General features: G+C 63.5%; 23 protein-coding genes. 7 read left to right on the plus strand and 16 right to left on the minus strand.

Annotated elements, in window-relative coordinates; genetic code table 11:
• The first annotated feature begins 99 nt into the window (after positions 1-99).
• The gene (locus B015_RS0109130) at positions 100-2,289 is read left to right on the plus strand and encodes an exopolysaccharide transport family protein (RefSeq protein WP_018427385.1); all 2,190 of its coding nucleotides are present in this window, start codon (positions 100-102) and stop codon (positions 2,287-2,289) included.
• 103 nt (positions 2,290-2,392) lie between these two features.
• On the opposite strand, the gene B015_RS0109135 is transcribed toward B015_RS0109130, so the two are convergent.
• On the minus strand, positions 2,393-3,604 hold the full coding sequence (locus B015_RS0109135; protein WP_018427386.1) for a GNAT family N-acetyltransferase: 1,212 nt from the start codon (positions 3,602-3,604) through the stop codon (positions 2,393-2,395).
• Between the two features lie 85 nt (positions 3,605-3,689).
• Between B015_RS0109135 and B015_RS0109140 the strand changes: the two genes are divergently transcribed.
• Positions 3,690-4,739, plus strand: a complete 1,050-nt coding sequence (locus tag B015_RS0109140) for a polysaccharide deacetylase family protein (protein ID WP_018427387.1) — start codon at positions 3,690-3,692, stop codon at positions 4,737-4,739.
• Positions 4,740-4,784: 45 nt separating this feature from the next.
• Here the strand turns inward: B015_RS0109140 and B015_RS0109145 are convergent, their stop codons facing one another.
• The gene (locus B015_RS0109145) at positions 4,785-5,003 is read right to left on the minus strand and encodes a DUF2842 domain-containing protein (RefSeq protein ID WP_018427388.1); all 219 of its coding nucleotides are present in this window, start codon (positions 5,001-5,003) and stop codon (positions 4,785-4,787) included.
• A gap of 165 nt (positions 5,004-5,168) precedes the next feature.
• On the opposite strand from B015_RS0109145, the gene B015_RS0109150 reads away from it, so the two are divergent.
• Positions 5,169-6,263 carry a COX15/CtaA family protein gene (locus tag B015_RS0109150; protein WP_018427389.1) on the plus strand — a complete coding sequence of 365 codons (1,095 nt, stop codon included), beginning with the start codon at positions 5,169-5,171 and terminating at the stop codon, positions 6,261-6,263.
• On the opposite strand, the gene B015_RS0109155 is transcribed toward B015_RS0109150, so the two are convergent.
• The 3 genes from B015_RS0109155 to speB all read right to left on the minus strand — a co-directional run bounded on the left by B015_RS0109155 (position 6,253) and on the right by speB (position 9,069).
• Positions 6,253-7,092 carry an aminoglycoside phosphotransferase family protein gene (locus B015_RS0109155; protein WP_018427390.1) on the minus strand — a complete coding sequence of 280 codons (840 nt, stop codon included), beginning with the start codon at positions 7,090-7,092 and terminating at the stop codon, positions 6,253-6,255. The genes B015_RS0109150 and B015_RS0109155 overlap by 11 nt on opposite strands.
• Positions 7,093-8,025, minus strand: a complete 933-nt coding sequence (gene argC, locus B015_RS0109160; protein WP_018427391.1) for an N-acetyl-gamma-glutamyl-phosphate reductase — start codon at positions 8,023-8,025, stop codon at positions 7,093-7,095.
• A gap of 87 nt (positions 8,026-8,112) precedes the next feature.
• The gene (speB, locus tag B015_RS30685; RefSeq protein WP_018427392.1) at positions 8,113-9,069 is read right to left on the minus strand and encodes an agmatinase; all 957 of its coding nucleotides are present in this window, start codon (positions 9,067-9,069) and stop codon (positions 8,113-8,115) included.
• 189 nt (positions 9,070-9,258) lie between these two features.
• Between speB and B015_RS30690 the strand changes: the two genes are divergently transcribed.
• On the plus strand, positions 9,259-10,326 hold the full coding sequence (locus B015_RS30690) for a glycerophosphodiester phosphodiesterase family protein (RefSeq protein ID WP_018427393.1): 1,068 nt from the start codon (positions 9,259-9,261) through the stop codon (positions 10,324-10,326).
• Positions 10,327-10,335: 9 nt separating this feature from the next.
• Here B015_RS30690 and B015_RS0109175 read toward each other — a convergent pair whose 3' ends face one another.
• The 4 genes from B015_RS0109175 to B015_RS30695 all read right to left on the minus strand — a co-directional run bounded on the left by B015_RS0109175 (position 10,336) and on the right by B015_RS30695 (position 12,325).
• Positions 10,336-10,614, minus strand: a complete 279-nt coding sequence (locus B015_RS0109175) for a hypothetical protein (protein ID WP_018427394.1) — start codon at positions 10,612-10,614, stop codon at positions 10,336-10,338.
• 124 nt (positions 10,615-10,738) lie between these two features.
• Entirely contained in the window at positions 10,739-11,212 is a 474-nt protein-coding gene (gene rpsI, locus B015_RS0109180; RefSeq protein WP_018427395.1) for a 30S ribosomal protein S9, read from the minus strand.
• A 2-nt stretch (positions 11,213-11,214) separates the two neighbouring features.
• Positions 11,215-11,676, minus strand: a complete 462-nt coding sequence (gene rplM / locus B015_RS0109185; RefSeq protein WP_018427396.1) for a 50S ribosomal protein L13 — start codon at positions 11,674-11,676, stop codon at positions 11,215-11,217.
• A gap of 220 nt (positions 11,677-11,896) precedes the next feature.
• On the minus strand, positions 11,897-12,325 hold the full coding sequence (locus B015_RS30695) for a helix-turn-helix domain-containing protein (RefSeq protein WP_018427397.1): 429 nt from the start codon (positions 12,323-12,325) through the stop codon (positions 11,897-11,899).
• Positions 12,326-12,478: 153 nt separating this feature from the next.
• Here B015_RS30695 and B015_RS0109195 point away from each other — a divergent pair, with 153 nt between their 5' ends.
• Positions 12,479-13,339: an NAD(P)H-binding protein gene (locus B015_RS0109195; RefSeq protein ID WP_040456629.1), complete on the plus strand. Its 861-nt coding sequence runs from the start codon at positions 12,479-12,481 to the stop codon at positions 13,337-13,339.
• A gap of 20 nt (positions 13,340-13,359) precedes the next feature.
• Here the strand turns inward: B015_RS0109195 and B015_RS0109200 are convergent, their stop codons facing one another.
• A complete protein-coding gene (locus B015_RS0109200; protein ID WP_026227063.1) occupies positions 13,360-13,806 on the minus strand; it encodes a PaaI family thioesterase in 447 nt (148 codons plus the stop codon).
• 173 nt (positions 13,807-13,979) lie between these two features.
• On the opposite strand from B015_RS0109200, the gene B015_RS0109205 reads away from it, so the two are divergent.
• Positions 13,980-14,801: an enoyl-CoA hydratase gene (locus tag B015_RS0109205; RefSeq protein WP_018427400.1), complete on the plus strand. Its 822-nt coding sequence runs from the start codon at positions 13,980-13,982 to the stop codon at positions 14,799-14,801.
• Positions 14,802-14,900: 99 nt separating this feature from the next.
• Positions 14,901-15,323, plus strand: a complete 423-nt coding sequence (locus tag B015_RS0109210; protein WP_018427401.1) for a VOC family protein — start codon at positions 14,901-14,903, stop codon at positions 15,321-15,323.
• Between the two features lie 22 nt (positions 15,324-15,345).
• Here the strand turns inward: B015_RS0109210 and B015_RS0109215 are convergent, their stop codons facing one another.
• The 6 genes from B015_RS0109215 to B015_RS0109240 form a co-directional block, all read right to left on the minus strand.
• Complete coding sequence (locus tag B015_RS0109215; RefSeq protein ID WP_026227064.1) at positions 15,346-16,122, minus strand: ferredoxin--NADP reductase; 777 nt, start codon at positions 16,120-16,122, stop codon at positions 15,346-15,348.
• Positions 16,123-16,190: 68 nt separating this feature from the next.
• The gene (locus B015_RS0109220) at positions 16,191-16,895 is read right to left on the minus strand and encodes an ABC transporter ATP-binding protein (protein WP_018427403.1); all 705 of its coding nucleotides are present in this window, start codon (positions 16,893-16,895) and stop codon (positions 16,191-16,193) included.
• Positions 16,888-17,658, minus strand: a complete 771-nt coding sequence (locus tag B015_RS0109225; protein WP_026227065.1) for an ABC transporter ATP-binding protein — start codon at positions 17,656-17,658, stop codon at positions 16,888-16,890. The genes B015_RS0109220 and B015_RS0109225 overlap by 8 nt, the downstream gene beginning before the upstream one ends.
• 4 nt (positions 17,659-17,662) lie before the next feature.
• Positions 17,663-18,664, minus strand: coding sequence for a branched-chain amino acid ABC transporter permease (locus tag B015_RS0109230; protein ID WP_018427405.1), 1,002 nt, complete (start codon positions 18,662-18,664; stop codon positions 17,663-17,665).
• Entirely contained in the window at positions 18,661-19,524 is an 864-nt protein-coding gene (locus B015_RS0109235; protein WP_018427406.1) for a branched-chain amino acid ABC transporter permease, read from the minus strand. The genes B015_RS0109230 and B015_RS0109235 overlap by 4 nt, the downstream gene beginning before the upstream one ends.
• A gap of 16 nt (positions 19,525-19,540) precedes the next feature.
• Entirely contained in the window at positions 19,541-20,785 is a 1,245-nt protein-coding gene (locus tag B015_RS0109240) for an ABC transporter substrate-binding protein (protein WP_026227066.1), read from the minus strand.
• Between the last annotated feature and the right edge of the window lie 36 nt (positions 20,786-20,821).

A 20,821-nucleotide genomic window follows, 5' to 3' on the forward strand; every position in this document is an offset into this window, starting at 1 on the left:
CCCAACTCAACTTCGGCTCTGCAACTTGCCCGGCAATCTTAACGCCTGGGTTACCATGTTTGTTTACCGTGCAACCGCTCAGCCTCGGAGTAGGAATGCATGTCAGGCGTTCAGTCCACCACCGGTGATGTCGATGTCGATCTCGGCCAGCTCTTTGCCAGTCTCCTCAGGGACTGGGTGCGTTTGGTTGTCGTTGCGGTCGTTGTGACGGCGCTTGCATTCGTCTTCGCCTCGATGGCGACGCGATATTACAAGGCCGAGACACGGCTTCTGATCGAGACGCGCGAGTCGGTGTTTACGCGGCCCGACGGCAACACCGAAACCGATCGCTCCAATCTGGACGAGGAGGGGGTGACCAGCCAGGTCGAACTCGTCGGCTCGACAGACATTCTCAAGCAGGTCGCCAAGAAGCTCGATCTTGCCAGCCGTCCTGAGTTCGATCCGGCAGCCAAGATGTCGACGCTGTCGCGTCTGCTCGTGCTCGTCGGCCTGAAGAGCGATCCAAATGAATTGCCGCCTGAGGAGCGTGTCCTCAAGGCGTTTCGCGAAAACCTGAATGTCTATCGTGTCGAGAAGTCGCGCGTCATCGTCATCCAGTTCTCGTCCCAGGACCCCAAGCTCGCCGCCGATGTGCCCAACGCCATCGCCGACGTTTATATGGAGTTTCAGCGCGGCGCCAAGCTCGAGTCGAACACCGAGGCGACGGATTGGCTGAAGCCTGAGATCGCCGACCTCACCAAGCGAGTGAAGGACGCAGAGAGCAAGGTTGCCGCCTTCCGCGCCGAGTCGGACCTGCTGGTCGGCCAGAACAATTCGGTCCTGTCCACCCAGCAGCTTTCCGAGCTGTCGAGCGAGTTGTCGCGCGTTCGCGCCAACCGTTCGGCGGCCGAAGCCAATGCCCAGGGCGTGCGCCAGGCGCTGAAGCAGGGCGGCTCGATCGATGCGATGCCTGAGGTGCTGTCGTCGGGTCTGATCCAGCGGCTGCGCGAACGGCAGGTTCAACTGCGCAACGATATTGCCGAACTGTCGACGACCCTCCTGCCCAATCACCCGCGCATCAAGGCGCTGAACTCGCAACTTGCCGATCTCAATGCTCAGATCAGGTCGCAGGCCGAGAAGGTCTTGACCGGTCTGGTCAACGAGGCGAGCACCGCCTCCTTGCGCGAACAGCAGCTCGTCGCCGACCTGAACACGCTGAAAGTCGAATCAGCCCGCGCTTCCGAGCAGGAGGTCGAGCTTCGGGCTTTGGAACGCGAGGCCGCGGCCCAGCGCGCACTGCTTGAATCCTATCTCACCCGCTACCGCGAGGCGACCTCGCGTCAGGACCGCAACTACCTGCCGGTCGACGCCCGTGTCTTCTCGCGCGCCAACGTGCCATCGGAGCCATATTTCCCCAAGGTCGTGCCGATCGTGGGTGCTGCCTTCGTCGGTTCCTTGCTGCTCATGGCCATCGTCACGCTTCTGCAGGAGTTGTTCTCCGGCCGCGCCATGCGTCCGGCTGCCGGCTCGCGCGTCGTCCCGGTTGCCCAGGTGGCGATGCCGGCGCGGCGCGCTGCCAGCCTTCCCGACGAAGCGCTGCCGCAGGCATGGCATTCTGAGGAAGAGCCTGTCGAGGCCCTGGCTCACCACGATCTCGGGGAGGTGCCTGCCTATGCCAACGACCAGGCTGAGCCCGTTGCCGCGACTGCAGGCCATGTCGGCATAGGTATCGAATTCGCTGCAGAAAAGTTGATCACCAGCGGTGCCGCCCGTGCCATCTTCGTTTCACCCGAAGGCGACGAGGCTGCAGCCACGGCGGTACTGGTGGCGCGCGAGGTGGCGGATGTCGGCCTTAGGGTGCTGCTGCTCGACCTGACCGCCTCAGGCGCTGCCTCGCGGCCCATGCTCGACGGCGGCCGTTATCCTGGCATCACCAATCTGCTCGCCGCAGAGGCGCAGTTCACCGATGTCATCCGCGCCGACCATTATTCGGACTGCGATGTCATGCCGATCGGCACCGCCGATCCGGCACGCGCCATGCGCGCGGCCGACCGCCTGCCGATCATCATGCAGTCGCTGACGACGGCCTATGACCTCGTGGTGGTCGAGTGCGGGCCGGCCGATGCCGATGAAATTCATCGCCTGGTCGGCGACGGCACCGAGGTGCTGGTCAGTTTCCTCGAACATGACGAGCAGGTTGCCGATGCTGCGGCAGGCCTTCGCGCCGGTGGTTATGAGGATGTCATCCTGGTCACGCCTATCGGCCACGACCTGCCGACCACGCCGCAACCAACCCGCTCGGCGGCCTAGAACAATTTCAGGAAAAGTGCGCAGCGGTTTTCCGCCCGGAATTGCGCAAAACAAAGAGATAAAGGGTTTCCGCGTTTCGAAGAAAAGCGGAAACGTTTTAGGCTCAATCGTCTTCGGCCGGTGCTGCGGCTTTGCCGCGCGCTCCGGTGCGCAGGCGCTTGATGAAGGCCCATGCCGCGGCATTGCTCTTGATCGCCGCCTTGACGCGCGAGCTTGCCTTGAGGCCGGCGGCATAGATGTGGCCCTTGGCCGTAAGTGGCACGAAAACATCTGCCTGGCGTATTTCGAGATCGCACCACTGGCGCTTGTAGGGCTCGTCGCCGACGCTGAAATCGTAGATGCCGAAACCTTGTTCGCAGGCTTCCTCGATGTTGTCGAAAAACAGATATTCGCCGGGACTGGCATAGGCGATTTCGTCGTCGGCGATCGCCCCAAACTCGCAGACCAGCCGGCTGCCGGCACGGCTTGAGCCGGTGACGGCGCGGTATTTGCCGGCAACCTCCAGCCCGTGCAGCACGAAGGCCGGCTTGTCCTGGCCAAGCGCATCCGCAAACAGACGGCGGAAAAAGCTGCGGACCTCGGCTGGGCCGAAAACGTCGGTGATGCCCATCGCGCCGAAGCGCTGTTCCTTCATGGCGAAGAAGGCATCGAGCATGGCGTTCACTTCGGCTTCGGTCGTGGCCAATAGGCGTCTTGCCCCGCCGATCGCCTCGTATTTGCGCGCCTGGCTGCGATGGCGCTTGCGTTTGCGCTTACCGCTGGTGCGGCCAAGCACTGCCTCGAAACCGCCGTCGAGATCGACCGCCAGAGCCACGTTGGGGCTTTGCGACGATGGCAGCTTGAGCAGTGGATTGGGCAGGCCGTCGAAGTCGGTGGCCAGGCGTTCGAGCGTCAGAATGTCGATGTCCGATCGCGCCGCCTTGATGGCTGCGACGATCTTCTGCAGATCGGCCAGGTTTGCCTGCGCCAGCCATTGCACGTCGGCAGCGGGAAAATTACCGTTGGCATGCTTGCCGCCGGCAAAGCGGGCAACGCGGAAAGGTCCCTGCCTGCAGATTTCGAGGGCCAACGACATCACAGGCCGATCCCGCGACCGCATGGTGGCGACAACCATGTCGGCCTTGGCGGCTTCGGCCCAACCGGTAACCCATTCCGGGCTCTGCGCCGGTGCAAAGACGGACTTCCGGGCGAAGTTCGCGTAAGTGGCAAACACCTCCAGCGAGACCGGGGCAACCGCAACAGTCGTCGTCTCCGCGGCGGCTGCCGTCGGATGCAACACGGTGTTGCTTTCGCGCGAAAGGGTGGCGTCAACCATACTTCAATCCTTGCCGTCTATGCATTTGGTGAATGTGCATTGCCTCGGCGTGATGCGGCCAAGCCTAACCACCAAAGGTGAAGGAATGATCGACACAGCCCGGAAGCTTGCTTTCCTGCTGATCGGCTATGGTGGATTGGGCGCGCTCGCCAGGCCGCTGGTCGGCAGCGTCGGCGTCATTCTGATGTTGCACAGGGTGACCACCTTGCTGAAGCGTCCCGACAGCCCCAACCGTCATCTGGCGATAACGCCCGAGTTCCTCGACCTGCTTGTCGGCGAGATGAAGCGTCTCGGCTATGCCTTCGTGTCCATGGATGAAGCCGTGGCTCGCCTGCGCTCCGGTCGCAGGGAAGGGCCGTTCGCAGTCCTCACCGCCGACGACGCCTACCGTGACAATCTCACCGAAGCCTTGCCCGTTCTCGAAAGCCACGGCGCGCCCATCACCGTCTATGTCGCGCCGGGTCTCACGTCGGGCGATGCCGATTTGTGGTGGGAGGTGCTCGACGAGGTCGTCGAGGCGGGCAAGCCGCTGATGGCTACGATTTCAGGAGAGGAGCGTACATTCGGCTGCGCCACCGCGCAGGAGCGCAGGGCGGCATTCGCGGAGCTGTCGGCCTTTCTCACTTGCGACGTTCAGGAGGAAAAGCAGCGGCAGATCCTGAGAGGTCTGGCCGAACAGGTCGGCGTCGATGCCTCCGCCCCGAACCGCGAACTCTTGATGGACTGGGCCGAAATCAGGCAAGCGGCAAGCCACCCGCTCGTCACCATCGGCGCACATACCGTGCACCACTACAACCTGAAGCGGCTCGACGCCGACAAGGCGCTGCGTGAAATGCACCGCTCCCGCAGCCTGATCGAGGCCGAGTTGGGCGAGGCGCCGCACCATTTCGCCTATCCCTATGGTTATGCCGCTGCCGCCGGCATGCGGGAAACCCATCTTGCGCGTGAGGCAGGTTATCTCTCGGCAGTGACCACCCGGCACGGCGTGTTGGTACCTGCCCATGCCGGACATCTGCATGCGCTGCCGCGCCTTTCGGTCAATGGCCGCCACCAGGATATGGCCGCGATGCGTGCCATGCTGACGGGAGCGACGACGCTGATGGCCAATCGTGGCAAGCGACTGGTGACGATCTAGGGCAATCCAGGAAGAGGCATTTCCGTTCGGAAATGCGCGGGGAGGTCAGCGGCCGGCATTCTTTGGCGGCGTGACCATCCACTTGATGATCCACATCGCCGGAAGGATCCACAGCAGGCCGGTCAGGATGAAATAGATCAGGTGGACGACCGCGCTGGATTCGGCCAACTGCGCTACGGCCACCATAGTCGCAACGAGTGCGTAGACGGTCACCAGCAGCACCAGCAGCACGGTTCCGATCAGCTTCTTGACGCGCACGGGCATTTGTTCATCCTCTGTCGGCGAAGGGCATAGTCTCTCCTGGTTGCCTGCGCAACCGGGGAGGGCTGGCGGGCCGGCGGCGCGACCGCGTGTCGCGTGGCCCGAACTTGCCAGCCGGGCCGCTATGGTCCACCAGTCCGCGGTTCAGAAGTGCCGGGAACGATCGCCATGACCGCCATGACAAACACTGCCGCACCGCTTGCCGCTCGTAGCAGGGACCTGCGCAACCGCACGCTGGTGCGCGGCTGGCTCTACATAGTGCTCCTGGTGCTCTTCGCGCTCGTCATGGTCGGTGGCGCCACGCGCATGACTGGTTCAGGCCTGTCGATCACCGAGTGGAAGCCCATCCACGGCGTTATCCCGCCGCTCAACCAGGCCGAATGGCAGGAAGAGTTCGAGAAGTACCAGCAGATCCCGCAATACGAGCAGGTCAACAAGGGCATGACCGTCGACGAGTTCAAGGGCATCTTCTGGTGGGAATGGGCTCACCGCCTGCTGGCCCGCGGTGTGGGCTTCCTCGTCGCCATTCCGCTTGTTTTCTTCTGGCTGTCGGGCCGGCTTGAAAGCCGTCTCAAGCCCAAGCTCGTTGGGCTGCTCGCATTGGGCGGCCTGCAGGGCGCGATCGGCTGGTGGATGGTGGCGTCCGGCCTTTCGGAGCGCGTATCTGTCAGCCAGTATCGTCTGGCGATCCACCTGACCTTCGCTTGCATCATCGTCATTGCCGTCGCCTACATAGCGCGCGGGCTGGCGGTCTATTCGGCCAAGCCGGCAGACAGGCGCGTCCAACGCTTCGCAGGCATCATGGTGCTGCTGGTGCTGTTCCAGATCTATCTCGGCGCGCTGGTCGCCGGCCTGCATGCAGGCCTCAGCTACAACACGTGGCCGCTTATGGACGGCGCCATTGTCCCTGGCGACCTGCTCGTCATAGAACCGATGTGGCGCAATTTCTTCGAAAGCCCCAAAACGGTCCAGTTCGTGCATCGCATGTTCGCCTACACGCTGCTGGTTGCTGCCTTCTGGCATACGTTTGCCACCATGCGCATCGCGCCGCAGACAACCCATGCCCGCCGTGCCTGGGTGCTGGCGCTGCTGGTGGTGGGGCAGGCGGCCATCGGCGTCGGCACCTTGCTGATGCAGGCGCACATGCACTGGGCGCTGTTGCATCAGGGTTTTGCGCTTTTGGTGCTGATCTTCGCGACGGCGCACTGGCGCGCCACCAAGGGCGCCTATCCTCTCGAAAACGAAGTCGAGTTCAGAACCTAGACCGCACCGAACGGATCGCCGCCACGACAGCGAGTTCGCTCTGCTCGTCCTTGTCGTTGTTGTCCTCGGCATGCCAGGACGACGACAGGCAGCCCCAGGCAATTGCGTGGTCGAGAATGGCGTCGGGGCGCTGGCCCAGCGTTTTTGCGAATGTCTCAGCCATGTAGGCGATGCGCTCGGGATCGAGGCTGAGGTCGTGGCGGTCAAGCGGATTGTAAAACAGGTTCGCAGCGTCGAAAGCGGGATCGCCGAGCAGGCCCTTGGGGTCGATCGCAAGCCAGCCGCGTGCGCCGAGCAGGATGTTGTCATGATGCAGGTCGCCGTGCAGAACACGCACGTCGTGCGGATCTGAAAGCAGGCGCTCGGCAATCGTTGCGGCCTCGACATAGAGGCCTTTTGCCCCGGCATTGCGATCGGCATTGGCCTTGCCGAACAGGCTGGCGTAGCGCTCCCTCAGCGGCTGCAGGTCGGCGGGCGGCGGGGTATCGGACGGCGAGAACAGCCGCACCATCACCTCGTTGGCAATGTCCGTAGCGTGGCGGTCGCCGTGCTCGTTCAATTCGTCTGCCAGCAACCGGTCGCCGGCATATTCGAGCAGCATGTCCTGCCCCTCGAAACCGAGCAGCCGGACCGCGCCGATGCCGTCGCGCCAGTCGAGATAATGCGCGCCGCGCAGTTCGTCGCCGACATCGTCGAACGGCTTCAGCGCCTTGACGATCACCGGCTCGCCATTGGCCGTCAGCACCTTCCAGATGCGGCTGGAGAACGTTTCGGCGATCAGTTCCGGGTCGCTGACGTCCCAGTGAGCAGGAAAGACCGCCTGATCCATTCAGTGATGCAGGCCGAGCATCAGGTCGAGGTTCTGCACCGCAGCCCCTGAGGCACCTTTGCCGAGATTGTCGTAGACGGCGATCAGCAAGGCCTGAGCGCGGCTGTCATTGGCACTGACATAGAGCTTCATCTTGTTGGTGCCGTTGTAGATCTCGGGCTGGATGTCGCCGCTGCGCTCGAAATCGACCAGCGGCGCGACCTCGACCACACCGCCCTTCAGGCCGGCATAGTGATCGGCCAGCGCTGCGTGCATCTGTGCACCTGTCGGCACCTTGGCGAGGCGGCCGAGCTGCAGCGGCACCACGGTGATCATGCCCTGGGCGAAGTTGCCGACGGCCGGCTGCATGATCGGGTCATGCGCCAGCTTGGCGTAGGCGCGCAGCTCCGGCACGTGCTTGTGCTTGAGCATCAGCCCATAGGGCAGGAACTCGGGCGACTCCTCGCCCTGCGCTTCGTAATCCTCGATCATCTGCCGGCCACCGCCGGAATAGCCCGAAATGCCGCTGACGCTGACGGGCAAGTCGGCCGGCAGCAGGCCGGCCGAAATCAGCGGGCGCAGGCCGGCGATCGGGCCCTGTGGCCAGCAGCCGGGATTGGCGACACGCTTGGAGACGGCGATCGCCTTCATCTGCGCAGCGTCCATCTCGGGGAAGCCGTAGGTCCAGCCTTCGGCGACGCGATGGGCCGTGGATGCGTCGATCACGCGCGTGGTGTCGTTTTCGATCAAGGCCACGCTCTCCTTGGCCGCATCGTCAGGCAGGCACAGGATCGCGACGTCGGCGGCGTTGAGGAATTCCTTGCGCGCGGCCAGGTCCTTGCGGCGCTCGACAGGCACCGAAATCACTTCGAGGTCGTTTCGTCCGGCAAGCAGCGCCCTGATCTGAAGACCTGTCGTGCCGTGTTCGCCGTCGATGAAGATTTTCGGTTTCATGTGCCTGTCGTTCCGTCGAAAAATAAGCAGTGTCAGAGGCTTGTGGCCAAATTCGGACTCATTGTCCGAACCAGTTGAATCGCTTTGTCAGGCGCTTTCGCGTGCCTTCTTTTCGGCCAGCAGGCCAAGATAGTGCATGGCGACAGTCGAGCCGGCGATGGCCGTAATATCGGCATGGTCGTAGGCCGGTGCAACCTCGACGATGTCGGCGCCGACAATATCGATCTGGTTCAGCTGGCGCAGCACCGAGAGGATCTTGGCCGAGGATGGGCCGCCCGCCACGGGCGTGCCGGTTCCGGGCGCATAGGCCGGGTCGAGGCAGTCGATGTCGAAGGTCACGTAGGTCTTCCGGCCGCCAGTGCGTTCGACGATGGCATAGGCGATGTCGGCGGCGCGCATCTCCTCGACATCGTGGCCGTAGAGGATCTTGATGCCGCAATCGTCGGGCGCGTGCGTGCGGATGCCGATCTGGATAGAGCGGTCGGGATCGATGATGCCGTCCTTGACCGCGCGCGCCACGAACGAGCCGTGGTCGATGCGCTTGCCGTCGTCAGGCCAGGTGTCCTGATGAGCGTCGAACTGCACGAGCGCCATGGGGCCGTGGATCGCCGCATGCGCCTTCAGGACCGGCCAGGTGACGAAATGGTCGCCGCCGAGCGTCAGCAGGAAAGCGCCGGACTTCAGGATCTTGGCGGCCTCGCGCTCGATGGCGCCAGGCGTCTTCTGGTGGTTGCCGCTGTCGAGCAGGCAATCGCCATAGTCGATGACCGAGAGGTCTTCGAACAGGTCGCGGTTGAACGGGTATTGCGGGTCGCAGTCGAAGATCGCCGAGGCGCGGCGGATGGCCTGCGGGCCGAAACGCGCGCCCGGCCGGTTGGTAACGGCTGCGTCGAAGGGGATACCCCAGACGACCGCGTCGGCCCCAGCAACGTTCTTCGAATATTTGCGGCGCATGAAGGACAATGCCCCTGCATAGGTCGGATCACCCGAGCGCCCCTTCTGGGTTCGCGCGGTGAAGGCGTGATCGATCGACGAAGAGGGCATGGGCAATCTCCTTTCTCGGCTTTCGCAATTTCGAGGCGCAAGAACTACAGAAGCCCGGCCCAACATGCCAGCCCCATGGCGAAAAGCATGTGACAGCCCGCATTCATCCCCCTGTCATGCGCCTTTCACGCCCGTGTCATCGCCGCCGCCTAGGTCGTTTCCGGCATCTTCAGCGATGGAGCGATTCCCATGCGGGCAGTTCTGGCAGGCGTAGTCTCGTTCTTGCTGACCTTGGGGCTGGCGACACCGGGCCATGCCGACACTCGCGTCGACCAGATTCTCGAGCGCTTCGAAAATGCCAACCAGTGGCGCGACCACGTCATGGTTGTGGCCCACAGGGCCGGCGGCCTGCAGGACGGCAAACGCCGCTTCGCCGAGAACTCGATTGCCGCCTTGCGCGACGCGATCTCGCTGGGCGCCGAGATGGTCGAGATCGACATCAGGCGTTCAAGCGACGGCGAACTGGTCGTCATGCATGACAGCTGGCTCGACCGCACCACCGATTGTAAGGGCGAGGTGCTCGCCTACAGGATGGCTGAACTGAGGAAATGCCGCCTCGTCGTCGAAGGCACCGGAGCTGTCACCGCCGAGCCGGTGCCGACGCTGCAGGAGTATCTGGCGGTCGCCAAAGGCAAGATCCTGGTCAATCTCGACAACAAGCTCGAAACCGCCGACCTGGTCGACATGGTGGCGCTGGCGCGCGCCATGGCCATGGAAGCGCAGGTGGTGGTCAAGGCCAACCTCTGGAACGCCGAGCGGGTCGCCTCCGTCAAGGCGATCATGGCTAAGGTGGGAAATGGCTTTCAGTTCATGCCGGTCATGGCCGACGATGCCGTGCGCGATCCCGCCTTCGTCGAGGCGGCTGGCAAGGCCTTCGCCGCCAGCGCCGTGGAGATGATCGCCTGGCGCGGTGACGCAGTTGGTATGACGGACACCGGCGGCCCGTTGTTTTCGGCGCGCGTGAAGGCCGCGTCCGTCCGCGGCAACTGGCACATCTGGGTCGACACGCACGCCATCGTCAACAAGCCCGGTGGCTATCTCTCCGGCGGTCGCGGCGATGAACTGGCGGTGGCGGCAGGCTTTCCAAGCGAGGTCTTCGGCTTCTGGGCGGAGCGTGGTGCCACCATGATCCAGACCGACGAGCCCCGCGCTGCCATCAATTGGCTGGCCGCCAACGGCTATCGTGTGCCTTACTCCGATATCGAGGAGCCGGTCGCCTCGGTTGTGGGGCAGGCGGTGCTGCCGCCGACCAACTGACGGCCTGCGTTACTCAGCCGATTGCCGGAGGTTCTTGCGCCTCTCCTTGAGCGAGTACTTCGACCCACCTTCCTTGAGCAGTCGCTTGCCCTGCTTGCGGCAGTGGTTGTCTGCCTTCTTGGCAGCTTTGTGCTCGTCGGCGCCTTTTTCCAGCGCCTTTTCATGCGCGCGCATCCAACAGCTGTCGAACGTCGTCGCCCGTTTCAGAAACCTGTTCGTGGCGGCATCCGCCGTTGCGGCGGGAAAGGCGATGGCCAGGGCGGTCGCCAATGCGAGCATGCGGGCCATGGATGTCTCCCATAGGGCGTTCAGGCGCCAGCAGGGCACATCATAGGGCCGCACGGTCGGGACGGCACGCCAAAAAGAAAAGGCCGCCCGGAGGCGGCCTTTCCAAATTCTGGTTCCGGGAAGCTTAGCGCTTCGAGAACTGGAACGAACGGCGGGCCTTGGCCTTACCGTACTTCTTACGCTCGACCGTACGGCTGTCGCGGGTCAGGAAGCCGCCCTTCTTGAGCACGCCGCGCAGCGCCGGCTCGTAGTAGGTCAGTGCTTTCGAGATGCCGTGACGAACAGCACCGGCCTGGCCCGACAGACCGCCGCCGACAACGGTGGCGATGATGTCGTACTGGCCGACGCGGTTGGCCGCGACGATCGGCTGGTTCAGGATCATCTGCAGCACCGGACGGGCAAAGTATGCCGCGAATTCCTTGCCGTTGACGATGATCTTGCCGGAGCCGGGCTTCACCCAGACGCGGGCGATGGCGTCCTTGCGCTTGCCGGTGGCATAGGCGCGGCCGCTCTTGTCGAGCTTCTGGACGTGGACCGGAGCAGCCGGCTGGGCGGCGGCGACGGTGCCGAGCTCTGCGAGCGAGGAAAGATCAGCCATTATCAAGCCCTCTTGTTCTTCGCGTTCAGCGCGCCGACGTCGAGCGTCTCGGGCTGCTGGGCGACATGCGGATGTTCTGCGCCTGCATAGACGCGGAGATTCTTCATCTGGCGACGGCCAAGCGGACCGCGCGGGATCATGCGCTCGACGGCCTTCTCGAGCACGCGCTCGGGGAAACGGCCCTCGATCAGCTGGCGAGCGGTACGCTCCTTGATGCCGCCGGGGTGGCCGGTGTGCCAGTAATACACCTTGTCGGTGTACTTCTTGCCGGTGAACACGACCTTGTCGGCGTTGATGATGATGACATTGTCACCGTCGTCGACGTGAGGCGTGAAGGTGGGCTTGTTCTTGCCGCGGAGGATGTTGGCGACGATGGTGGCGAGACGGCCGACGACGAGACCCTCGGCGTCGATCAGCACCCACTTCTTCACCACGTCCGCAGGCTTCTGCGAAAAGGTTGCCATGGTTACATGCTTTCGTTTGGGACCTTCCGGAGAAGGCGTTTCTTGTTGCTTTCATTGGCAAGAAGCCGGAGCCATCAGCCAATAACAAAACGGCGACCATTGCGGGCCGCTGTTTCGAATGGGCTTATAGGCGAGGGGTTTCGCATCGTCAAGCCGATGAGATTGGATCCCAAAGGCGAAAAGATAAGTGAAAACAATTAAATAGAAGAGTGGTATTATTTTACCGCATGCCGGCGGCCTGAATCAAGCCGCGCCTGGCGCTTCCGGCAGCGGTGGCCGCTGACTCGTCGTCAGTGTCCTTGTCAAAGCGTTCCTGGGCCGCCAGCACTGCCTCGATGTTGGTTTCGGCCCATTCGGCGATGATCGAGATCTTGTCGGAAAGTGTCTGGCCCAGCGGTGTGATCGAATACTCCACCGTCACCGGCACGGTGGCGAAGACCTCGCGCGAAATCAGCCCGTCGCGGCCGAGCCGTTTCAGTGTTTGCGACAGCACCTTGGTCGAAATGCCCTCGACGTCGCGGCGCAACTGGTTGAAGCGCACCGGGCCTTCGGCGATCTTCCACAGCACCAGCGCTGTCCATTTGTCGGCGATGTGGTCGAGCAGCATCCTGGTCGGGCAGTTCTTGGCGTAGACGTCATAGACGGGCATCGCGGCATCCCTGGGGCGATTTCCTGGAGGTAACCTGGTGGCGAGCTCGGGCACCTCATTACCGGAAAGTGCCTTCTTTCTACCTCTGTATCATCTGGCTATCAACCATCCATTGGAAAGTCGCTTTCCAATGGAAACTGGATGGAGTTTGAAATGTCTGAAGGAAAAATCCTGGTTCTGGCCGCAACCGGCAATGTCGGGGCGCTGCTGGTGGCCGAACTGCTGCGCAGGGGAGAGAAGGTGAAGGCTGCCAGCCGCCACGCCACGCCCCAACTCGTAGCTGGCGCCGAGGTCGTGCAACTCGATCTTGCCGACCCGCACAAGCTTGCTTCCGCCCTTGAAGGGGTAGACCGCATCTTTGCCCTGTCGCCGACCGGCTATCTCGATCCGGTCGGCCTGCTCGGGCCCGTGGTGGAAGCGGCAGCGGCGCGCAACATCAAGATCGTGTTGCAGACAGCGCTTGGTGTCGACGCAAGCGATGCCATCCCGCTCCGCCAGCTGGAGCTGAAGCTCGAGCGTTCCGGTGCGCCTTTTGTCATCCTGCGCCCCAACTGGTTCAGCGACAACTTCGCCACCTACTGGGCAAATGACCTGCGACGCGGCGAAATCCGCGTGCCGGCAGGCGAGGGCAAGACGAGCTTCATCGATGCCGTCGATGTTGCAACAGCCGCTGCCGGTGCGCTGACCACCGACCGTTTTGACGGCAAGGCCTTCGCGCTGACGGGGCCTGCGGCATACGGTTATGCCGACGCAGCGGCGCTCTTGTCCGAAGCCTTGGGGCGGCCGATCCGATATAGTCCCGTCGACGATCGCAGCTTCGTTATGGAAGCGGTCGCAAACGGCCTGACGCAAGGCTACGCCGAATTGTTGGCGGCGATCTTCCATCCGGTTGCGCAAGGATGGACGTCATCTGTCACCGGCGACGTCGAATTGCTAGCGGGCAGGGCGCCGCGGTCGCTGAAGCAGTCTGCCGGCGATATTGCCGCTCGCATCACGGCCCAGGTCGCAGCGTAACGAGGGTCCCGCCTTTAGGCTCAGCGCTTCGGCGGGATCGAATAGGTGCCTGTTGCATGCGCCACAGTGTGGCGGTCGGGTCCGGCGACGATGTCGATGTCGAACACCATCAGGCTCTTGCCGAGCTTGAGAATACGGCAATGGCCGTCGATCGGCCCGGCTTCCGCCTTGCGCATGAAGTTGATGTTGAGATTGGTCGTCACCGACAACGCGTCGGGACCGGAATGGCTGAGCACGCAGACATAGCCGCCGATGTCGGCAAGTGTGAACAGCGACGGCCCCGAAACCGTGCCGCCGGGCCTGAGATGGCGCTCGTCGGCATTGAGCCGCACCGTGCAGCCGCCCGGAAACACCTCGGTCACCTGGTAGAAGTCATATTGATCGTTGAGTTGGGGATAGGCGCTCCGCAACAGCGCGTTGACCTCGGTCGCGGTCATCACAGGCTTCAATCCGTTCTGTTCCGGCATTTGCGGACCCATCTTCCGGGCCGGCACGCTTGGCCGGCGTAAACGTCTGGTTGCATTCGAACCTTTGGCGCCGCTCCAGTCACATAGTTGGGAACCAAAATTCGAGCGCATGCGTATATGCGTAGGATCCGATGCAGGCGATTCTAGGCTGCTCGAATCCTAAGAGGGACACTATGGCAGAAATCGTCACCCTGGCGCGCACCACTTCCGACGGGCCTGTTTGGTCCAGCCTCGACAAGGGCGTGCTGCGCCTCGTGCTCGCCAACCCGCCTGCCAATGCCCTGTCGCTCGACACAATGGCTGCCCTTCAGGCCCAGCTCGACCGTGCTCGTGACGACAAGGCCGTGCGCGTCATCATGCTCGCGGCGTCGGGCAAGGTGTTCTGCGCCGGCCACGACCTCAAGGAGATGACAGCGCACCGCAAGGACACCGACCACGGCCGCGCCTTCTTCGAGCTGACCATGTCCAGATGCTCTGAGCTGATGCAGTCGATCGTTCGCCACCCCAAGCCGGTCATTGCTGAAGTCGACGGTCTCGCCACCGCCGCGGGCCTGCAGCTTGTCGCCAGCTGCGACCTTGCCATCGCCACCGATCAGGCCGCCTTCTGCACGCCGGGCGTCAACATCGGCCTGTTCTGCTCCACGCCGATGGTGGCGCTGTCACGCAACGTTTCGCGCAAGCAGGCGATGGAGATGCTGTTGACCGGCGAGACGATCGACGCGACCACCGCGCGCGATTTCGGCCTGGTCAATCGTGTCGTGCCACGCGAATACCTGAATCACATTGTCGGCAAATACGCCCAAACCATTGTTTCTAAATCGTCTTTGACGCTTAAGCTTGGCAAGGAAGCGTTCTATGCGCAAGCCGAGATGGGCCTTGCCGAGGCCTATGACCACGCGGCGCGCGTGATGGTCGAGAACATGCTGGCAAAGGACGCCGAGGAAGGAATCGGCGCCTTCATAGAAAAGCGTGATCCGCTCTGGACAGGAGAATAGGCACGGGTCGCTGGGTTGACCCTGATCAAGGGATCAAGGCGCGCTTGGCGTCATCTCGCAAGATGGCCGGACTTACGCGCATAGAGGAGGTCGCTGGACATGGAACCAAGGATTTCGCTTGTCACCCTTGGCGTCGAGAACCTCGACCGCGCCGTGCGTTTCTATGAGGCGATGGGGCTCAAGCGGAACCAAGCCATAACCGATGGCGTCGCCTTCTTCCAGATGGGCGGGTTGGTGCTCGGACTGTGGGGTCACGAGCATCTGGCCGACGATGCCGGCATAGCTGCCGGCAAGGGCAGCTTTTCCGGTGTATCGCTCGCCTACAACACACGCTCCGACACCGAGGTCGACGAAGTCCTGGCCGCAGCCGAAAAGGCCGGCGGTCGCATCGTCAAGCCAGCCCAGCGCGCCTTCTGGGGCGGCTGGTACGGCTATTTCGCCGACACTGAAGGCCATCTCTGGGAGGTCGCCCACAATCCCGATTTCCACCTGGCCGACGACGGCACCATCTCGCTGCCGTGAGGTGTTGAGGTGGCGGCAGCGGTTAGCCCCGCTCGGCGAAGGCCTTTTCGACCACATATTCGCCAGGGGCTGCATTGTTGCCTTCGCTCATGCCGAGGCCTTCCAGGATCTCGCGCATGTCGGCGATGAAGGCGGGGCTGCCGCAGAGCATGGCGCGATCTTCGGCCGGGCTCATCGTCGGCAGGCCTATGTCGCTGAACAGCGCGCCGGAGCGAACCAGGTCCGTCGTGCGACCGCGGTTGCGGAAGGGCTCACGGGTGACTGTTGGATAATAGATCAGCTTCTTGGACAGCAACGCGCCGAAATATTCGTTTTCGGGGAATTCGCCGGTGATCTGCTCCTTATAGGCCAGTTCGCTGGCCTGTCGGCAGCCATGGACGAGCACGACGCGTTCGTAGCGCTCGAAGGTCTCGGGGTCGCGGATCAGGCTCATGAAGGGAGCGAGGCCGGTTCCGGTGCTGAACAGATAGAGATTGCGGCCAGGCCGCACGTTGGCGAGCAAAAGCGTGCCCGTAGCCTTGCGTCCCACCACGATGCTGTCGCCGACAGCAAGATGCTGGAGCCGCGAGGTCAGCGGGCCGTCGGGAACCTTGATCGACAGGAACTCGAGCGTTTCGTCGTAGTTGGGACTGACGACGCTGTAGGCGCGCAGCAGCGGCTTGCCGTCAACCTCCAGCCCGATCATCGCGAACTGCCCGTTCTCGAAACGGAACGAGGGATCGCGCGTCGTCGTGAAAGAAAACAGCGTGTCGGTCCAATGATGCACGCTCAGCACTTGCTGTTGGGTAAGGTTGCTCATTCCCTGTGCTCCTTGGCTTAGGGGTGGGGCCCGCACGGGCTTGGCTTCTTGTCTTGGTGGGAGGAGCGCTAGACCGCCAAATGGCGCTGCTTGATATCGGGGTCGGCGTCGAAATCCTGCCAGCTGCCGCGGAAGGCGATGCGGCCGGTGTCCATCACCAGTACGGTGTCGGTGGTCTGGCGCGCGAACCAGATGTTCTGCTCGCAGAGCAGCAGTGCTGCCTGCTCGGCCTCGCACATCTCGCGCACGCTTACCGCCAATTGCTCGACGATGGCAGGGGCCAGCCCCTCGGTCGGCTCGTCGAGCAGCAGCAGGCGCGGCCGGCAGGCAATCGCCCGCGCAATCGCCACCATCTGCTGCTGGCCGCCGCTGATCTGGCCGCCGCCGCGTTCGGCGATCGGCTGCAGCATCGGAAACCGGTCGACGATCTGCTGCGCCGGAATGGGCGTGCGCCCTGGCGCCGTGGCATAGGCGGCCATCTTGATGTTCTCGCGCACGCTGAGATGCTGGTAGATGCGGCGGTCCTCCGGCACCAGCTGCAGCCCGAGCCGCGCCCGCTTGAAGGTGGGTAGGCCCGCAATCGACTGGCCCTCCCAGCGAACCTCGCCGCTGACGGTCGGGCCGGCGTTCATGATCGACTTCAGCAATGTCGACTTGCCTGCGCCGTTGCGGCCGATGACGGCCACTCTGCCGAGAGCAGGGACGTCGAGATCGACGCCGTGCAGGATATGGCTGCCGCCATAGAAAGCGTTGATGCGACTTGCCTCAAGCATGATGCGCTTCCTTGCCGAGATAGACGTCGCGCACGACGGGATCGGCGCGGATGTCGTCGATGCTGCCTTCGGCGATCTTACGACCCTGGTTCATCACCATGATCCGGTCGGCCAGACCGAAGATGACGCCCATGTCGTGCTCGGTCATGACGACGGTCAGTCCGCTGTCCTTGCCGCTGATGCTGCGGATCAGTTCGGTGACCCCGACGCGCTCGCTCGGCGACATGCCGGCGGTCGGCTCGTCCAGCATCAGCACCTTGGGGCGTCCGGCAAGCGTGATGCCGAGTTCGAGCCGTTTCTTGTCGCCATGCGACAGTTCGGCGGCATGCGTTCCAGCCTTGCGGTCGAGAGATAGCCTCGCAAGCAGGTCACGGGCTTCGTCCCGCGCTGCCCGCGACGGCCTGACCTGATACCACGGCGCGTCGGACTGGCCGGCGTTCTTCAGCCGCGCCTCGATGGCGACGACGATGTTTTCCTCCGCCGTCATCTCCTTGAACACGCGCGCGACCTGGAATGTGCGGCCCATGCCGGCGCGCGTACGCTTGTAGGCGGGGTCTCTCGTCACGTCCTTGCCGAGGAATTCGACCGTGCCGGCCTCGCAGCCGACTTCGCCGGTCATCACTTTGAACAGCGTGGTCTTGCCGGCTCCATTGGGGCCGATGATGGCGAAGGTCTCGCCCTCCGAGATTTCGGCGTCGACGCCATGCAGCACCTTGAGCGCGCCATAGCTCTTGTCGACGGAGCGCAGTCGGATCATTGCCATGGGCTCACTCCTTGACCGTCTGGAGGGCGGGTGCGGCGATCTTGGCCTCCTCGCGCCGGGTCAGGCGGGCGACAAGCGCGTTCCAGGCGCCGGCAACGCCAGTCGGGAACAGCAGCACCACGCCGAGCAGGATGGCGCCTGTGATGATTTCCTGGATGCCGACCAGCGTGCGGGTCGAGAACTCGATGGCCGAGAACAGGAACGCGCCGATCATCGGGCCCCAGAAGGATGAGGCGCCGCCGAGCAGGGTAAACAGGATCGGCTGGGTCGAGCGCATCATGTTGCCGATGTCGGGTGTGACGATCTGCGCCCAGGGGGCAAACAGAGCACCGGCGCAGGCGGCAATCGCACCCGAGATGGTGAAGGCGACCAGCCGGTAGCGATGCGTGTCCACGCCCATGAAGGCGGCGCGTTCGATGTCGAGGCGGATGGTTCGCAACGTCCGGCCGAAACGGCCATGTGCGATCCACCAGCAAAGGCCAACCAGCAAAGCGCAGGCGAAGCACATGAACCAGTAGTAGTGGTTGCCGCTGGAGAGATCGACCGTGGCAAGACCGACGGAGAAGTTCGGCCGCACGATGCTTGGTATGCCGTCTTCGGCGCCGAGCCAGTGGATCTTGGCGAGCGTGATGCGCAGCAGTTCGGCCAGTGCCAGCGTCAGGATGGCGAGGAAGATGCCGGTCGAGCGCCGGAGTGCAACAAAGCCGATGGCGAATGCCACAGCCCCGCCGACCAGCGTCGACAGCGCGATCAGCAGCAGGAACTGCCCTTCAAACCCGCCGCGCAGCATCACTGCCATCGTGTAGGCGCCGATGGAAAACAGGCCGCCGCTGCCGAAGCTGGCGAGGCCGGCATAGCCGAACAGGAGGTTCCAGGAGAGTGCGAAGACGCCGACCACCATGGTCGTGCCGGCGAGGAAGACCAGTCCGGAATTGGCCCATAGCGGGAGCAGAATCAGGACGGCGCCAACAAGGCCCAGCAGCAGGCCGGAAAGTGTGCGATTCATAGCCGGCTTTCCCCCAGAATACCGTTTGGCCACATCAAGAGGAAGGCGACCATGCCGACATAGATGGCAACGCCCGGATAGGCCGGCAGGAACATGGTGTTGAGGCCGTCGATGAGGCCAAGCAGGATGGCGGCGATGAAGGCGCCGCGCACATTGCCCAGGCCGCCGATGACCACGGTGATGAAGGCGAGCAGCAGGAAGGTGTCGCCGAGTGCCGGCGACAGCGTCTGGTTGGGCAGCAGCAGCCCGCCGGCCAGTCCGGCCAGCGCGAAGCTGCCGCCGACGGCCGCCATGATGCCGGCCGGCACGTTGATGCCCAAGAGCTCAGCCATCCAGCCGTCGCGGGCAATGGCTGTGATCATCTTGCCGGTCCAGGCGCGGTGGATGACGAAGTCGAGCACGAGGAAGACGACGACGCCCGAACCGATGATGAACAAGGAGAAGGAGGGGACGAACAGGCCGAATATGTCGACGCCTGTGTCAATGCCGGGGGGCGGGTCGACCGAAAGGAATTCCAGCCCCCAGATCAGTTTGACGAAGCCGACGCAGACAAGCATCACCGCGAAGGTGGCGATCAGCATGTAGTGCTCGTCGACATGCTGAATGCGCCGGAGGACGAAACGCTGGACAACGATCCCAAGCACGCCGACCACGAGCGCTGCAACGACGGCCGCGGCAATGAGCGCCAGGACCGAACGCGGCGCCGAGCCGACGAGCGTGCTTGCGACATAGGCGCCGATCATGAAGAAGGCACCATGGGCGAAGTTGAGGATGCGCATGATCCCGAAGACGAGGGTCAGCCCCGCGGCAACGAGAAACACCGCCATCCCGGTCGTGAGACCGTTGACCAGCGTGAACATCTGACTTTTCCGCCCTTTAGTTGAGCTTGGAGCCGGGGGTTGCCCGCTCCAGGAACTCGGCGCCCGGAAGCTGTGCCGTCTCGAACACACTCCAGCCATTGGCATTCTTGTCGTCGCGGCCGAAGCGGATGTAGGTGAGGTCGCCGGCGAAGGCGTGGTCTTCCTTGCGGAAATGGATCTTGCCCAGCGCGCCCTGCGGCGTCTCGGCCTCGATCGTCGGCACCAGCTTGGCTGCATCCAGCGAGCCTGCCTTGGCCACCGCGTTGGCAATCGTCAGGATGCTGTCGTGCGAAACGCCGATGTACCAGTTCGGATATTCGTCGCCGCGCAGCTTGATATAGGCCTTGTGAACTTCGTCGCTGACGGCGTTGTCCTTGTTGGCCGCCGGATACCAGCCGGTCCAGCTCCACAGCGACGCCGGCGTGTTGGCGCCCATCGCCTTGGCGATGGCGAACTCGTTGGCGGAGTCGCACAGCACCTTGAACTTCTCGTCGAGGCTGAAGGTGCGCGCCTGCTTGTAGTAGCTGATGGCGTCGGCGCCTTGCAGCACGTTGAACAGGCCCGGCGCGCCGGAGCCGATGATGTTGGAGATCTGGTTGCGGAAGTCGGCGCCGCCATAGGGCACCAGCACCGGATCGAGGACCTCGACCTTGCGGCCGGCCTTTTCCGTTCCGGCCTTGAGGCCGTTCGAAAAGGCGTTGGTGATGTCGGCCAGCGCGGTCACGTCGGACCGCAGCATCGCCCACTTCTCGATCTCCGGATGTTTCTGGGCCATGAGGTTGCCGTAGCCGCCGAAGCACATAGGCGACGAGAAGCCGAGACGGAAGGCGCGCGGATTGAAGGCCTCGTGCGTCAGCGCCAGCGCTGATGCGCCGACCATCACCATGGTGACATCAGCCTCCTCGAGCAGCGGTAGTGTGCCGAGCAGATTGGCCGTGAACGTGCCTTGGGCGAACAGCTTGATGCCGTTGCCGGTCAGTTCGCGGAATGCGGTCACAGCACCTTCGGGCGAATTCTTGTCGTCGCGCACCACCAGTTCGATCTTGGCGCCGTTGACGCCACCGGCTGCGTTCAGCCGTTCGACGGCGATCTCGCAGCCGTCCTTGATGTAGTTGCCATAGAGCTGGCCCGGACCGCTCAGCGTGGTGATCAGGCCGATGCGAACCGTCTCGCCCTGCTGTGCCCGCAGGACGCCGGGCATGGCGAGCGCGCCGATGCCGGCGGCCGAAGTCGCTAGAAAATGTCTTCTGTTCAATTTCATGTCTTCCTCCCAAAAGACCGGGGCTTCCTCCTCCCC

The organism is Hoeflea sp. 108, from assembly GCF_000372965.1.
Taxonomy (GTDB): Bacteria; Pseudomonadota; Alphaproteobacteria; order Rhizobiales; family Rhizobiaceae; genus Aminobacter.

Bases quoted from the DNA above. Each gene is read 5' to 3' on its own strand.
- B015_RS0109215 (WP_026227064.1), bottom strand. From the start codon at position 16,122: ATGAGCAACCTTACCCAACAGCAAGTGCTGAGCGTGCATCATTGGACC.
- B015_RS0109225 (WP_026227065.1), bottom strand. From the start codon at position 17,658: ATGGCAATGATCCGACTGCGCTCCGTCGACAAGAGCTATGGCGCGCTC.
- B015_RS0109175 (WP_018427394.1), bottom strand. From the start codon at position 10,614: ATGGCCCGCATGCTCGCATTGGCGACCGCCCTGGCCATCGCCTTTCCC.
- B015_RS0109135 (WP_018427386.1), bottom strand. From the start codon at position 3,604: ATGGTTGACGCCACCCTTTCGCGCGAAAGCAACACCGTGTTGCATCCG.
- B015_RS0109210 (WP_018427401.1), top strand. From the start codon at position 14,901: ATGGAACCAAGGATTTCGCTTGTCACCCTTGGCGTCGAGAACCTCGAC.
- B015_RS0109240 (WP_026227066.1), bottom strand. From the start codon at position 20,785: ATGAAATTGAACAGAAGACATTTTCTAGCGACTTCGGCCGCCGGCATC.
- B015_RS30690 (WP_018427393.1), top strand. From the start codon at position 9,259: ATGCGGGCAGTTCTGGCAGGCGTAGTCTCGTTCTTGCTGACCTTGGGG.
- B015_RS0109230 (WP_018427405.1), bottom strand. From the start codon at position 18,664: ATGAATCGCACACTTTCCGGCCTGCTGCTGGGCCTTGTTGGCGCCGTC.
- B015_RS0109145 (WP_018427388.1), bottom strand. From the start codon at position 5,003: ATGCCCGTGCGCGTCAAGAAGCTGATCGGAACCGTGCTGCTGGTGCTG.
- B015_RS0109140 (WP_018427387.1), top strand. From the start codon at position 3,690: ATGATCGACACAGCCCGGAAGCTTGCTTTCCTGCTGATCGGCTATGGT.
- rpsI (WP_018427395.1), bottom strand. From the start codon at position 11,212: ATGGCTGATCTTTCCTCGCTCGCAGAGCTCGGCACCGTCGCCGCCGCC.
- B015_RS0109220 (WP_018427403.1), bottom strand. From the start codon at position 16,895: ATGCTTGAGGCAAGTCGCATCAACGCTTTCTATGGCGGCAGCCATATC.
- B015_RS0109205 (WP_018427400.1), top strand. From the start codon at position 13,980: ATGGCAGAAATCGTCACCCTGGCGCGCACCACTTCCGACGGGCCTGTT.
- B015_RS0109150 (WP_018427389.1), top strand. From the start codon at position 5,169: ATGACCGCCATGACAAACACTGCCGCACCGCTTGCCGCTCGTAGCAGG.
- B015_RS0109155 (WP_018427390.1), bottom strand. From the start codon at position 7,092: ATGGATCAGGCGGTCTTTCCTGCTCACTGGGACGTCAGCGACCCGGAA.
- B015_RS0109195 (WP_040456629.1), top strand. From the start codon at position 12,479: ATGTCTGAAGGAAAAATCCTGGTTCTGGCCGCAACCGGCAATGTCGGG.
- B015_RS0109130 (WP_018427385.1), top strand. From the start codon at position 100: ATGTCAGGCGTTCAGTCCACCACCGGTGATGTCGATGTCGATCTCGGC.
- speB (WP_018427392.1), bottom strand. From the start codon at position 9,069: ATGCCCTCTTCGTCGATCGATCACGCCTTCACCGCGCGAACCCAGAAG.
- B015_RS0109235 (WP_018427406.1), bottom strand. From the start codon at position 19,524: ATGTTCACGCTGGTCAACGGTCTCACGACCGGGATGGCGGTGTTTCTC.
- B015_RS0109200 (WP_026227063.1), bottom strand. From the start codon at position 13,806: ATGCCGGAACAGAACGGATTGAAGCCTGTGATGACCGCGACCGAGGTC.
- argC (WP_018427391.1), bottom strand. From the start codon at position 8,025: ATGAAACCGAAAATCTTCATCGACGGCGAACACGGCACGACAGGTCTT.
- rplM (WP_018427396.1), bottom strand. From the start codon at position 11,676: ATGGCAACCTTTTCGCAGAAGCCTGCGGACGTGGTGAAGAAGTGGGTG.
- B015_RS30695 (WP_018427397.1), bottom strand. From the start codon at position 12,325: ATGCCCGTCTATGACGTCTACGCCAAGAACTGCCCGACCAGGATGCTG.